The sequence below is a fragment of the Chitinophaga sp. genome (assembly GCF_035761305.1).
Classification (GTDB): Bacteria; Bacteroidota; Bacteroidia; order Chitinophagales; family Chitinophagaceae; genus Chitinophaga.
The window spans coordinates 1-13,280 of record NZ_DASTRI010000086.1; the positions used below are offsets into that span (position 1 = coordinate 1).

General features: G+C 51.4%; 14 protein-coding genes. 4 read left to right on the forward strand and 10 right to left on the reverse strand.

Annotated elements, in window-relative coordinates:
• From VFS25_RS07640 to VFS25_RS07665, 7 genes are all read right to left on the reverse strand, one after another.
• On the reverse strand, window positions 1–977 hold a 977-nt coding region (locus tag VFS25_RS07640), incomplete at its 3' end, for a lanthionine synthetase C family protein (RefSeq protein ID WP_326461535.1).
• 115 nt (window positions 978–1,092) lie between these two features.
• Complete coding sequence (locus VFS25_RS07645; protein WP_326461536.1) at window positions 1,093–1,290, reverse strand: class I lanthipeptide; 198 nt, start codon at window positions 1,288–1,290, stop codon at window positions 1,093–1,095.
• Between the two features lie 43 nt (window positions 1,291–1,333).
• Window positions 1,334–1,516 (reverse strand): class I lanthipeptide, encoded by a 183-nt coding sequence (locus tag VFS25_RS07650; RefSeq protein ID WP_326461537.1) that lies wholly within the window; start codon window positions 1,514–1,516, stop codon window positions 1,334–1,336.
• A 90-nt stretch (window positions 1,517–1,606) separates the two neighbouring features.
• Window positions 1,607–1,732, reverse strand: coding sequence for a hypothetical protein (locus VFS25_RS07655; protein ID WP_326461538.1), 126 nt, complete (start codon window positions 1,730–1,732; stop codon window positions 1,607–1,609).
• Between the two features lie 52 nt (window positions 1,733–1,784).
• On the reverse strand, window positions 1,785–1,961 hold the full coding sequence (locus VFS25_RS07660) for a hypothetical protein (protein ID WP_326461539.1): 177 nt from the start codon (window positions 1,959–1,961) through the stop codon (window positions 1,785–1,787).
• A gap of 19 nt (window positions 1,962–1,980) precedes the next feature.
• Entirely contained in the window at window positions 1,981–2,136 is a 156-nt protein-coding gene (locus VFS25_RS25335; protein WP_414647706.1) for a class I lanthipeptide, read from the reverse strand.
• Window positions 2,137–2,187: 51 nt separating this feature from the next.
• Complete coding sequence (locus tag VFS25_RS07665) at window positions 2,188–2,364, reverse strand: hypothetical protein (protein ID WP_326461540.1); 177 nt, start codon at window positions 2,362–2,364, stop codon at window positions 2,188–2,190.
• A gap of 199 nt (window positions 2,365–2,563) precedes the next feature.
• Between VFS25_RS07665 and VFS25_RS07670 the strand changes: the two genes are divergently transcribed.
• From VFS25_RS07670 to VFS25_RS07685, 4 genes are all read left to right on the forward strand, one after another.
• On the forward strand, window positions 2,564–5,722 hold the full coding sequence (locus VFS25_RS07670) for a lantibiotic dehydratase (protein ID WP_326461541.1): 3,159 nt from the start codon (window positions 2,564–2,566) through the stop codon (window positions 5,720–5,722).
• Window positions 5,703–6,146, forward strand: a complete 444-nt coding sequence (locus VFS25_RS07675) for a cysteine peptidase family C39 domain-containing protein (RefSeq protein WP_326461542.1) — start codon at window positions 5,703–5,705, stop codon at window positions 6,144–6,146. The genes VFS25_RS07670 and VFS25_RS07675 overlap by 20 nt, the downstream gene beginning before the upstream one ends.
• Before the next feature lie 258 nt (window positions 6,147–6,404).
• Window positions 6,405–7,493, forward strand: coding sequence for a hypothetical protein (locus VFS25_RS07680; RefSeq protein ID WP_326461543.1), 1,089 nt, complete (start codon window positions 6,405–6,407; stop codon window positions 7,491–7,493).
• 264 nt (window positions 7,494–7,757) lie between these two features.
• Window positions 7,758–8,915 carry a zinc-dependent alcohol dehydrogenase gene (locus VFS25_RS07685; RefSeq protein WP_326461544.1) on the forward strand — a complete coding sequence of 386 codons (1,158 nt, stop codon included), beginning with the start codon at window positions 7,758–7,760 and terminating at the stop codon, window positions 8,913–8,915.
• 83 nt (window positions 8,916–8,998) lie between these two features.
• On the opposite strand, the gene VFS25_RS07690 is transcribed toward VFS25_RS07685, so the two are convergent.
• The 3 genes from VFS25_RS07690 to VFS25_RS07700 all read right to left on the reverse strand — a co-directional run.
• Window positions 8,999–11,248, reverse strand: coding sequence for a GH92 family glycosyl hydrolase (locus tag VFS25_RS07690; RefSeq protein ID WP_326461545.1), 2,250 nt, complete (start codon window positions 11,246–11,248; stop codon window positions 8,999–9,001).
• Window positions 11,249–11,434: 186 nt separating this feature from the next.
• Window positions 11,435–11,854, reverse strand: a complete 420-nt coding sequence (locus VFS25_RS07695) for a response regulator (protein WP_326461546.1) — start codon at window positions 11,852–11,854, stop codon at window positions 11,435–11,437.
• A gap of 11 nt (window positions 11,855–11,865) precedes the next feature.
• A partial coding sequence (locus tag VFS25_RS07700) for a PAS domain-containing sensor histidine kinase (protein WP_326461547.1) occupies window positions 11,866–13,280 on the reverse strand: 1,415 nt, incomplete at its 5' end.

Here is a 13,280-nt window from a genome sequence, read left to right on the forward strand (position 1 = left end):
ATATGTGAAATGCCGGCGCTGCCGTGGCACAGGCACGTATCGTACACGCTGCCGTTTGTTACATTACGCACCTGCAGGCTATGCTCAAAAATGCGGTAGGCTGCCTGCTGGTAATCGGTGCAGCCCAGGCGTGCACCGGCATTCCATAGCGTAATGGCAATGCTTAAATCGCCGTAGCACCAGCCCAGGCGGCTTTGCGCGCCGTTAATGGCGTCGTTGGCTTCGCCCACCATGGGTGGATAAATAGAAGTAATACCCGCGGCAGGCTGGTTTTGTATGGCCAGCAGCCATTGCAGGCTGCCTTCAAGCAGGCGGCGGGCGGTTGCCGCCTCAATACCTTTTTCATATATCATGCCCAGGATGGTGATAATGGCCGGCATGCCATGCGCCAGGCCCAGGTTAAAACAGCTTTGCCCATTGGCCTGCTCCTGCCGGCTGGTACGGGAAAAATAATCTTTCCAGCGTATGCCCTGCGCATCCGCCACCGCGCTTTTATCCAGCTGCTGCACTACAGCGCCCAGGTATTTTACAGCAACAGGGTGCGGCAGCCGCTCCAGGAAATACAATGCAGTGCCCAGCCCCTGGTGCAGGAAATCATAATTGTTATCACGCAGGTCCTCTTCCATAAAGTTGCCAAGTATTTCATCTGCTTCCTCAAAAATATCCTGCATACCGTTGCCTTCTGCAAAGCCAGCCTGTATCAGGTGCTGTATGCACCAGGCAATACCGGAAATGCCGCTGCAGTGGGATAGCATCATCTCCTGCTCGGAAAGGGCCTGTATGCTTTTAAGCATAACCCTATGCACCTGCTGCAGGTGTTTCCTTTTTCCGGTAAGCAGGTAATAGTACGCGTAAAATAAGGCGCAGCCGGTGTAGCCGCTTAATAAACCGGGGGTACTATCCTGTTGAATAAAGTTGTCCAGTAAAGGGTTTATTTGCTGTAAAACCTTGCCAGCCTGTTTTATTTGGTTGTTCATAGCTTAGATAGTGAACGGCCCCCCGCGACACGGGGGGCCGTTACCAATTTACTGAAAATAAAAATGTATCGGCAGCTGCCCGCATGTACAACATGATATTACAGGCAGCCCGTTGCTAAAAACGGCAGGAGTCTTCACTGCAAATTTCCGCACCCTGGCTAATGTTATCGGTGCATATACGCAGGCTGCATAATACGCTGCAGGTACCTGCTGTAAGGGCCATGCCGCCTTTAAGCATTTCCTGTTTGGATTTGCTTAAGCTGGCAATTTTAATTTTGCCCAGGCTCAGCTTTTTTTCTGATCTTCTTTTCATAATTGACACGGTTTAGATAATAAAAAAAATGCCTGTTTAATTATTAATACCGGCAGGAATCGTCGCTGCAGATCTCTGCGCCCTGGCTCAGGCAGGATATGGGGAAGGAGATGCATTGCGCGCTTTTGTGTGCCTGCCCGCCTTTCAGCAGCTGCTGTTTGCCGTTGCTTAAACTGGCGATCCTGATCTTACCAAGACTTAATTTTTTTGCAGTTTGCTTTTTCATTTGAATACGGGTTTTCGTTTTTAGATGATGTTGTGCAAGTAAAAAGTTCGCCGTTTTATAAACAGCGAACTTTCTTATACAAACAACTCGTTAAAAAATGCAGGAGTCACCGCTGCGCAGGTGCGCAGTGGTGCTGATGCAGCTGATCTTAATGGAAGATGTGGCAGCTATTTTGGTCTTTGCGAGTTCCAGCTTTCGTGAAGGCTTCTTTTTCATGTTCAAATGATTAAAGCGTAAACACTTCGGGAGGTTTCCCGCAGCACAACAATTATTGCTCCGGCGGCGGGGGTGTAACACAAAGCCGCGTGGGGCATGCCACACTACAGGTGTTCATAAAAGTAAGCAACGCTGCTTCGCCGCCTTTAAGCATTTCCTGTTTGGAGCGGCTCAAACCGGCAATCCTGATCTTTGCCAGGTGCAGTTTTTTTAAAGGTTGTTTCTTCATGGTACATCCTTTTTTAAGATCAATTTTCCCTTTCCGGGGGCGGAGGGCATTTGTAAAGGCTGCAGCCGGTGTAGGTAGGCCTGAAGCCTCCTTTTCTGGCAGCTTGTTCTGTTTGGCTTAATTTGGCAATCTTAATTTTGCCCAATGTCAGTTTTTTTTCCATGCTTTTTTTCATGATGGCTTACAGTTTTAGCATTATAAAATAAAAAATGAATCGGTGCAGTAGTTACTGGCAAAGCGCCGTGTTGCAGGCAACAAAGTCGCTGAAACAAACCGTATCGCCGGGTGTAGTACAAACCTCTATGGTACGGATGTAGGCTTCTTTGGGTACAGCGCGGGTTTTGCTGAAAGAGGCGATCTTAATTTTTTGCAGGGGTAATTTTTTTGAGGGTGCTGTTTTCATGGTAGTGAAATTTAGCGTCAGTGGAATTACGGTATAGCTAAAAGTAAATAAAATTAAAAGTCGCCCTACTCATGTAAAAAGGGGATTTTTACAGGCGCTGCCGGATTTTTGCAGGTAGATAAGATTAAAATATCCCTGTTTAAGGGGATGCATGGCTTTGGGCAAATGCGCTAATTTTCATTTTTTTAATGATAGCGTTATGATAGCTGCTAAAGATTTTTACCTGGTCAGAACCCCGCTGTTACCCCTGCAATTCCTTGATCAGTTTAATGATATTCCCCTCGCTGCATTGAATAGCCGGGTGAAGGAGCTCTTTACCCACCCCTATTTGCTGGAAGCCATTTACATTGCCTCACCGGAACTATACCAGGAGCTGCAGAAGTGGCAGCAGGGCCTTATTACAGGCGAAAAAGAAGTGAACAAGCTGGTTGCGGCGCTGTTCCGCTATATATTAAGAATGTGCACCCGCTGCACCCCTTATGGTTTGTTTGCCGGCTGCGCTACCGGCGCCATTGCCGGCGCCACCGGCGTGGAACTGGCGCCCATTGAGCAGCATAAGAAACACTGCCGCCTGGATATGAACTATGTAGCGGAGCTGGCCGACATGATCACCCGGCAGCCGGAAATACAGCAACAGCTCACCTTTGTACCTAACAACTCATTGTACCGTGCAGGCAATGCTTACCGCTATGCTTCCTTTACGGTAAAAAATAAGTTCCGGCACTACGACCTTACCTCTGTAAATTGTACCGATTACCTGGACGCTGTTTTGGCTACGGCCCAAAACGGCGCTACCATTGCCCAGCTTACAAACTGCATTGTAAGCAATGATATAACCGAAGCAGAAGCCCGTGAATTTATACAGGAGCTTATTGACAGCCAGCTGCTGGTAAGCGAGCTGGAACCCACAGTTACGGGCGAAGAGTTTTTTAACCACCTTATTCACCGGCTGGCCACCCTGCAAAACACAGCGGCTATTACAACAGCCCTGCAAAATATACGGCAGCTGCTGCAGCTGCCCGGCACCAGCATTGATAAATACCTGCAAACACACGCGCTGGTAAAACAGCTGCTGCCCGATACCAACAGCAAAGACCTGGTGCAAACAGACCTGTTCCTTGCCACCCGGCGCAATACCCTGAGCCATGCTGTTATTAGTAATATACAGCAGGAAATTATTCCGTTGTGGAAGCTGGCGCAACGTAACAACAACCCGGATCTGCAGCAGTTTGCCCAGGCTTTCCGCGAGCGGTACGAAGAGCAGGAAATACCGCTGAACATTGCGCTGGATGCGGAAGCAGGCATTGGCTACGCCGGCCACACCGGCGGACAGGCAGATCATGCGCCCCTGGTAGATGACATTTTTGTGCAGAAAGGCGCCGGCGGCAGCAACTCCATTTCCTGGGGCAAGCTGCAGGAGTTTCAGCTAAAGCAGCTGCACAACTGCCTGCGCAACCATCAAACCGAAATCATACTAACGGATAAAGACCTGGATGAGCTGAAAGAAACCGATACGCCGGACCTGCCGCATAGCCTGTACCTGATGGGCACCCTGCTGGGGAAAAGCGCTGCAGCCATTGATGCCGGCGATTACCTGTTTGAGCTGAGCACCTGCCACGGCCCTTCTGCCGGCAACCTGCTGGGCCGGTTTTGCCACGGCGACGCCATGCTTACTGAAAAGGTAAAAGCCTGCCTGCAGGAAGAAGCCGCACAGCACCCCGATTACGTGTATGCAGAAGTGATACACCTGCCCGAAGCGCGCGCCGGCAACATACTGCTGCGCCCACAGCTGCGCGATTATGAGATTGTGTACCTGGGCAATGGCAGTGTGCCGCAGTCGCACCAGCTGCCGCTTACAGACCTGGTGGTAAGCGTGCAGCAGAATACCATTGTGCTGCGCTCTAAAAAGCTGAACAAACGCGTTATACCCCGGTTAAGCACCGCACATAACTACCGCGCTGCGGGGCTGCCGGCGTACAAGTTCCTGTGCGACCTGCAGTTCCAGCAACTGCACACCGGCCTGCACTGGAGCTGGGAGCACCTGGCCCGGGAACCGTTTTTGCCCCGCGTGCGCTATGGCAAAATCATATTGAGCAAATGCACCTGGCTGCTGCATAAAAAAGATTATCCCGAGCTGGCCGATAAGCACCGGCAGGCCGACTACACCGCCCTGTTCGGGAAAATACGCGCCCAATGGCGCCTGCCCCGCTACCTGGTAATTGCAGAAGGTGATAACGAGCTGTTTATTGATATGGATAATGCCGCCTGCATACAGCTGCTGGCCACCACGCTCATTAAAAAAGAGCAGGTAAGGCTGCAGGAATTTTTAAGCACTGCAGACCTCAGCTGGGTAACCGGCGCGCAAGGCAGCTATACCAATGAGGTGATTATTCCACTGGAGCGCACGGCTGCTACGGCGCAACCCGCCTCCGTACCGGCAATACTGCCCGCTGCAAAACCGCTGCCCGTCCGGCGTTTTATTACCGGCAGTGAATGGCTATACGTAAAAATCTATTGCGGTACCAGCAGCGCGGAACGCATTTTAAAAACCATTATAAGACCTTTAACAGCGGAGCTGCTGGCAGCAGGCACTATTGACCAGTGGTTCTTTTTACGCTACAGCGATCCGGAACACCACATACGTGTTCGCTTCCACCACGGTACCGACAAGCATTTCTGGAAAACAGTGCTGGAAAAGCTATACACCGCCCTGCAACCGGAAACAGCCGGCGGTGCTGTACACAAGCTGCAAACCGATACCTATGAGCGGGAAATTGAACGCTACGGCGCCGCTACCATGGAGCTGAGCGAAGCGCTTTTTTATTACGACAGCCAGGCTGTGGTAGACTGCATAGACCTGCTGGAGGGGGAAGAGGGCGAAAGCTACCGCTGGCTGCTGGCCGCCCGCGGCATAGACATGCTGCTGCAGGACGCCGGCTATAACCTGCCGGCCAAAGCCGCACTGCTCAAGCGCATGCAGCAAAGCTTCTTCCAGGAGTTCGGGGGCGACAAAGCCCTGCAAACCCAGCTGAATGACAAGCACCGGGAGCACATGCGGCAGCTGGGCAGCTTTTTACAACCGGCACAGGATGCAGAGAATGGTATTGAGGAGGTGATTGCCATATTTACCCTGCGCTCCATGCGCAACACTGCTGCGCTGAAAAATGCCGCGGCGCCGGTGCACGGGCAGCTCTCAAGCTACATACATATGTTCCTGAACCGCATGCTGCTATCCAACCAGCGCAAGCACGAGCTGGTGATCTATCATTTCCTGAGCCGTTACTATGAGTCGCAGATGGCCATCCAGAAAAAACAACAACAGCAGGTACACAGCGGGCATGGACTTTCCAATATATAAACAGCTGGCGTATACGGACTGCGGCCCTACCTGCCTGCGCATGGTAGCGCAGCACTACGGTAAAACCTATACGCCGCAAAGCCTGGAGCAGCTGGTGGGCCTTGACCATGAAGGCGCCTCCCTGCTGCACCTGCGCCTGGCGGCAGAACAAATGGGCTTTACCACCCTGGCCGCTGCCGTTACCTTTGAGCAGCTTGACCAGGAAACACCGCTGCCCTGCATTGTATTATGGAACCGCAATCATTTTGTGGTAATACCGCCGCAGGACTACAACAGCCGGCAACCCGGCGCTCAAATATTGCTGGCCGACCCGGAAAAGGGGCTGGTAAAGGTTGATAAGGCCACCTTTTTACAGGGGTGGATAGAGGAGCATAACCGGGGCGTGGTGCTAATGCTGGAGCCGGGGGAGCGCTTTTACAGGTAACGCTGGCTATTACCTTACTCCCTGGCTTACAGGCAGCTGTTATCTTTCCGGCAAATCTGCTCCTTCCCCCCGGCTGCCGGCCATCCTTTATAACCGTTCCTTTATTCTTCAACCGGCCAACGGCCCTTTGCCGCCAAAAGGCGCCTGCAGGCAAGGCTGGCACATAATAAAACGGGCCGCGCGGAAATATTGCATAATTTAGTGAGTACGGAAACGTTATACCTTAGTTAGATTATCTGTTATTCAATCCACTCACCCATGAAAAGGATCTTAGTATTGGCCGTGCTCATTTTTCCACTGGTTGCCCTTGCGCAAACCAAACTGTCAGACGAAGCGGCCGAAGAATTTTCTACCAAAGCAGCAGCCAGGTTTCAGCAGAAAACAGACTCCCTGATGGTGTTTGTAGCCGACCAGATGTTGCGCAGCGGCGCCGGCGGCCTTGAGATAGATAAAACCATGACGGAGCTGAAAAAGGACCCCGCGGCCCTGGATGCAGCCCTGAAATACGTGTACCAGTACAGCGATGGTAACCGCCAGCAGCTGATAGCTAACCTGCGCAACATGGGCCTGCCCACCAACACCGTATACCCGCTGGCCACCTATACTGTAAATAAGTTTAAGGGCGAAGCCAAAGCGCTGGCAGAGGAAAAAGCCGCGCTTATAAGGTCCGGCGAATTTGCTTACCCGCAGCCCAATGCCGCCCCTGCGACCGCAGCCGCTACCGCTGCCGCCACTGCCGAAGGGCAAACCACTGCCGAAGGCGGCACCCAGCCGGCAGCCGGTACAGCCGCAACAACCGCGGCACCTGCAACACCGGCTGCAGACCCGTACAACTGGGACGTAAGTAATATATTTTCCGTAAACAGCCCCGAGCAGCTGGAAGCAATGTATGGTAAAGAGCATGTGGTGCCCCGCCCGGCCCAGGACCTGGAAGGCAATGACCTGGGCACCGGTTACTATATATTCCCCGACACCGATAATGAAATGCAGGTGGTTTTTAAAGATGATAAAAGCAAGGTGATCACCTTTGCCCATGAGCACTCCAAATGGAAATCGCCCTTTGGCATTAAGCCCGGCGACCCGCTGGAAAAGCTCAACAAGATCAACGGCCGCCCTTTCAGCATCAACGGCTTTGAATGGACCAACGGCGGTCTGATAGACAGCTGGGAAGGCGGCGCCATGGCCAATAAAGGCGTATACCTGCAGCTGAAGGCCATCAATACCGGCGATCCCAAACAGTATGACCAGGTAACCGGCGATAAAAAAGTAAGCTCCGATAAATCCGTATTAAAAAAGCTGAACGTGGTGGTGGATAAGGTTTCTTTCCAAACTTCGCCGCAGCAGTAACAGCACGGCCATACCAACCACAAAGGCCGTCTTCCAGAAGCGCACAGGCATTGGCAGACGGCCTTTTTTATGCCCCGCCTGCAATAGCAGCCATCAGCCGGGCTCCCCATAGCAGTGCGCATTTATTTTCCCGCTTTGCCGGCCGCCGGCTATACGCTCTCTATTAATCTTCCCATGGTATATAATTTGTTTTGCTGCTTGCAGAACAGGTATTGCTAAACGCTCTTGCAGCCAAGGCATCAGCCCGTTATTAAAACAAGCGCAATGAAAGCAGCCGTATTTCATAAACCAGGTGATATTAGCGTTGATAATGTACCGGACCCCGTTATAAAAGCGCCGGACGATGTAATATTACAAATAACCGCTACTGCCATTTGCGGATCAGACCTGCATATTTATGATGGCTTTATACCCCAGGGCAAAGACCTGATCATGGGCCATGAATTTATGGGTATTGTAGCGGAGGCCGGGCCAGGCGTTGCCAACCTGCGTAAAGGCGACCGTATAGTAGTGCCTTTCCCCATCGCCTGCGGGCATTGCTACTTTTGCGCGCATGACCTGCCCACTGCCTGCGAAAATTCCAACCCGGAGTATTACGGCCCTGAAGGCAACCTGATGAACAACAAGGGCGGCGGCTTATTCGGCTATACGGCCTTGTATGGCGGGTACCCCGGCGGACAGGCGGAATATGTACGGGTGCCTTATGCTAATGTAAGCCCGCGCAAAGTGCCGGAAAATCTCACGGACGACCAGGTGCTTTTTCTTACGGATATTTTTCCTACCGGGTGGTCGGCTATTGACTGGGCGCAGCTGAAAGGCGGCGAAACCGTAGTAATATTCGGATCAGGGCCAGTTGGGCTGATGGCGCAAAAGGCCGCCTGGATCAGGGGCGCCGGACGGGTAATTGCCGTGGACCCGCTGCCGTACCGCCTGCACATGGCGGAGCTGCGCAACAAGGTTGAAACCATTAATCCTAATGATACCGATGTGGTGGAGGCCATTTACAGCATGACCGGCGGCCGTGGCGCCGATGTATGCGTGGATGCCGTAGGCATGGAAGCAGAAAGATCTTTCATGGATAAAGTAAAAGCAGTAGTGAACGTGGAAAAGGGAACCGATAAGGTATTGGAGCTTTGCTTTAAAGCCGTGAGAAGAGGAGGTATAGTTACAGTGGTGGGCGTATATGGTAGCCCCTTTGATAATTTTCCTGTTCACAGGATATTTGACAAGGGGCTTACCATACGCTTTGGCCAGGCCAATGTTACCAATTATATTGACGATCTGTTTAAGCTGGTGGAGGATGGGAAGGTGATACTGGATGATATTGTTACACACCGTTTGCCTTTACAGGAAGCCGCCCATGGATACCATATCTTTAAGCATAAGGAAGATGATTGTGTTAAAGTAATATTAAAGCCCTGACCTTTTCCGGGTCAGGGCTTTAGTATTGTTGGTATGTATGATGTACGAGTGCTCCGCGCGGTTATGCTGCGGGGCACTTGTTTTTATGAATGCGCTGCCGCACCCCAGGCTTTGTTGGGCACAGGGCCCATTTCCAGCTCCAGCCGGCCACCGTTTACCAGCTGCTCATGCGTAAACCAGGGCGTGTTTAACGGCTTTCCGTTCAGCGTGGCTTTTTGAATGTATTTATTGGTTGCAGAACAATTTTTCGCGGTAAGGGTAAACTGTTTGCCATTGGGCAGGTCAATGGTTACCTTACTGAATACAGGGCTGCCGATGGTGTACACCGGCAGGCCGGGCGTAACAGGATAAAAGCCCATGGACGAAAATACCACAAAGGCCATCATGCCGCCGCCATCCTCATCACCCGGCACGCCAAAAATATTATCCTTGAACCATACGTCCAGCAGCTGGCGTATATGCTTCTGCGTTTTCCAGGGCGCATCTGTAAAGTTGTACAGGTAAGGTATATGAAAGCTGGGCTCATTGCCCATAGAGTACTGCCCTATAAGGCCCGTGGCATCGGGAAACTTGGCCCAGAAAGCGTATTTGGAGCGGCCCAGCCCTTCGCGGAACAGCTGGTCCAGCCGGGCTTCAAAAGCGGCTTTGCCGCCCATGAGCGCTACCAGGCCGGGTATATCTTCCTGCACCTGCCACATATAGGTCCAGCCGTTGTTTTCGTCATAATAATCGCGGCCGCCCATACCTCCGTCAAACTTGGGATCTATAGCTATCCAATTGCCTTTTTCATCTTTGGGTAAAAAAAACTGCTGGTCGTTGTTCCACAGGTTCTTATAGTTCATGCCTCTTTTTGAGAACAGCGTGTAATCGTCCTGCTTACCCAGGTCTTTGGCCAGCTGGCCCACGGCCCAGTCGTCGTAGCTGCCGCCCAGGGTAACTGCTACTGCCTGCCGTTTTTCAAAGTCGTGTACCTTGGGTTCTGTTTCTTTTTCGCCGGGATGCAGTGCAGGGAAGTAGCCATGCTCATGGTAAAAATCGTCCAGCGGGGTTTTGTCGCCGTTTTCCCAGGGCAGCATGGTAGCGCTGGTAGCATTCTTTCGCATGCCTTCATAGGCCTTTTGCACATCGAAATTGCGCAGCCCCTTGCGGTAGGCATCCAGGAATATTACGGATGAGTGAAAGCCGTTCATACAGGCATGATCGCCATACAGCACGGGAAAGGTAGGCATCCAGCCGCTTTGCTCGTACATGCGCACATAAGATTGCAGCATATCCTGTTCCACGTTGGGGTTAATGATCATGCGCAGCGGGTGCAGGGCCAGGTAAGTGTCCCATGACCAGTCATCCACATAAAAAGGGCGGGTGTCTTTATTTACCTGCTTGTTATAACCGCTGTAATACTGCCCGTCTTCTGTAATGTTCACCATTCTTTCGTAGCAGCGGTACAGGGCCGTGTAAAAAGAGCGCCGCTGCGCGGTGGTGCCGCCTTCTACTTTTATCTGCCCCATAGCGGCGGCCCACAGCTTTTTACCATTGGCGGCTACCGACTCAAAGGTTTGCCTGCTGATCTCTTCCTCAAAATTCTTTTTGGCTTGCTCCGGGCTTACATAGCTGATGGCGTATTTAAACGTCACCTCTTTGGTTGCAGGCGGAAATTTAATAACCGCCCTGCCGCGGCCACCAATTGTTTGCGTGCCAACAGCCATCTGGCCGTTCTGCAAAGTAGTGGTGCTGAGGGCTGCAGTGCTGAACTGCCCGTACATATACACTTTTATATCGCCATGGTAGGTTTCCATACCGGTTAGCGTGTTGCCGGATAAAAAATGGTATGCAGAAGGCCCGCCGTTATACACATCCAGCAAAATGGCTTTGTCCGGAACAGCGGGAAAGGTAAAGCGGTATATCCCTGTTTTTACGCCGGGCGCAAACTCCACCTTCACCTCATCATCTACCAGCCAGGTGCTGTAGTACCAGGGGCGGGTAATTTCCTGGTCGTAGGTAAGGCGCTTATTCCAGCTGTGCTTTGTAAGCGCATTTATCATGGGTTTCAGGGAAAAAACCTCTCCCATGCGGTGAGATACAATGGTAAGCGGAAAGCCGGAAAGCTGGTCATCCAGGAAATCTTTACGGTCAGGGGCCATGCGTATCAGCTGGTTGGGCAACTGAACCGTGGGACGGGTAGGCTCCAGCAGCCGGCCTACGTTGCCAATAGTAGGATCTACGTAATCAAGATTGCCGCCATCTGCCGGGGGATGCGCCTGGGGCGTTTGCCGGGCCTGGATGGCAGTATACAGGCACACCTGTGCGCCAAGCAATAATACCAGTTTTTTCATATGCAGGAAAACAAGTCGTTAACGAATAAGGGTGCAAGAAACGCTTATAGCACTAACAGCCCCCCTAATAATTGCACTAACAGCACAATTAATTTTCATAATTGGATAAAAATACACACAAAACCTATTGCCAGGTATAAAATAGGATGATGGCTGGGCAGATAGCGCCGCTGCTACGGGGAAAACCTACGCCTGGTTTAGCTGGCTGCATAAATTATAAAAGTGCTTTACTACATCTACCGTTTGCGTATAGGAAACCGGTTTTATGATGTAGGTGTACGCGCCCAGGGCCAGGCACTCATCCCGTTCAATGGGGTTCAGGGAGGTGGAAAAAATAATAACAGGAATGCCGGCAAACGCAATCTCCTCCTTTAGAAAACGCAGGGTTTGCGTACCGTTCATTTTAGGCATGTTCAGGTCCAGGATAATGAGGGAGGGAATGTTGCCCTGCTGTACGCACTGGTGCAGGTACCTGATGGCCTCTTCCCCGTTTTCCTCAAAATGGATTACGGCGCCATATCCCAGGTCGTCAAAAGTATCTTTTATGATCTGGCGGTCTTCCGCGTCGTCATCCACCATCAGTATTTTCGCATACGCTGTTTGCATAGGTACATAGATTATTGGTTGACAGGCAAGGTTATCTTAAAGGTGGCGCCTTCATTTTCTTTACCGGAGGCCGTTATGGCGCCGTTATGCAAAGCAACAATTTTTCTGCAAATTGCCAGTCCCAAACCGGTACCTTTATATTTATCATCTGTATGCAGGCGCTGGAACAGCGTAAACATTTTGGGCAGGTATTTCTCATCAAACCCGATCCCGTTATCCTTAATAAATATTTCCAGGTAATGCGTATTTAAACGGTGCGTTACCTGTATCAGCGGGCGCAGGTTCTTTTTGGAATATTTGAGGGAGTTGTTAATAATGTTGCCAAACAGCTGCCGGATCATGCTTTCATCGGCATCTATGGAAGGCAGTACGGGTATTTCAATACTGGCGTCCTTTTCCCGGATCATGATCTCCAGGTCCTGCAGGGCATCGTGCAATACATGGTTCAGGTTAATATGCCGGTATTCCACCTGCTTTTTCTCTACCTGGGAAAAAGCCAGCAAATCATGTATAAGATTACGCATGCGATGGGATGCGGACAGCATGCCTTTGAGGTAATCCCGGCCCTTATCGTCAATCCTGTCAACGTATTTATTCAAAAAGTAATCCGTGTAAAAGCTGATCTTGCGGATCGGTTCCTGCAGGTCATGGGAGGCTACAAAGGCAAACTGCTGCAGCTCCTGGTTGCTGCGGTTCAGCTCAGAGATGTTATCCTCCAGCAAGGCCTGGTTTTCTTTGAGCCGGTCCTGCGCCTGCTGTAGTTCCTTGTTATCCTGCAGGGTTTCTTCCACCACCTTTTGCGCATGAATATCTACCAGGTAACCGATCCAGTACAGCAGCTCTCCTTTTTCATCTTTCAGGGGTGAGATGGCGGCCAGGTGCCAGTAATACTCATCTTCCTGCACATGCCGCAGCCTGCATTGCGCTTTAATGGCAGCGGCGCCGGAGGTAATTTTATCCGTCATCAGCAGGCTAAAGGCATCATAATCCGCGGGGTGCACTACCGCCTTCCATTTGGTTTGGTTCAGCTGCATGGCAGACTGGCCGGTAAACCGGCATAGCCATTCATTGGCGTAAATCAGCTCGCCCCGGAGGTTTAGTGAAAATATAATAATGGGCAGGGTATCGGTAAGGGCTTTATACTGGCTTTCGCTTTCCTGCAGCTTTTGCGCCATTTCCTGCAACTGCTCGTTTTTGCGTTTCAACTCCTCATAAGGGGAAATAGGCGGCTCATTACGGAACAGGCTGCGCCAATCGTCTATTTTCCTGTTATTCAGCCTGTCGGCGGCAGGCATGGCATAGTACAGCTCTATAGAGGTTTCCCTGCCGGCGCTGGTAATATTGTATTTGTTCACCAGGCGCTTCGCGTACTCCAGGCCGGCATTGCCTTTTGCTTCATGCGCTTCGTCTGTTACACGGGCTATGA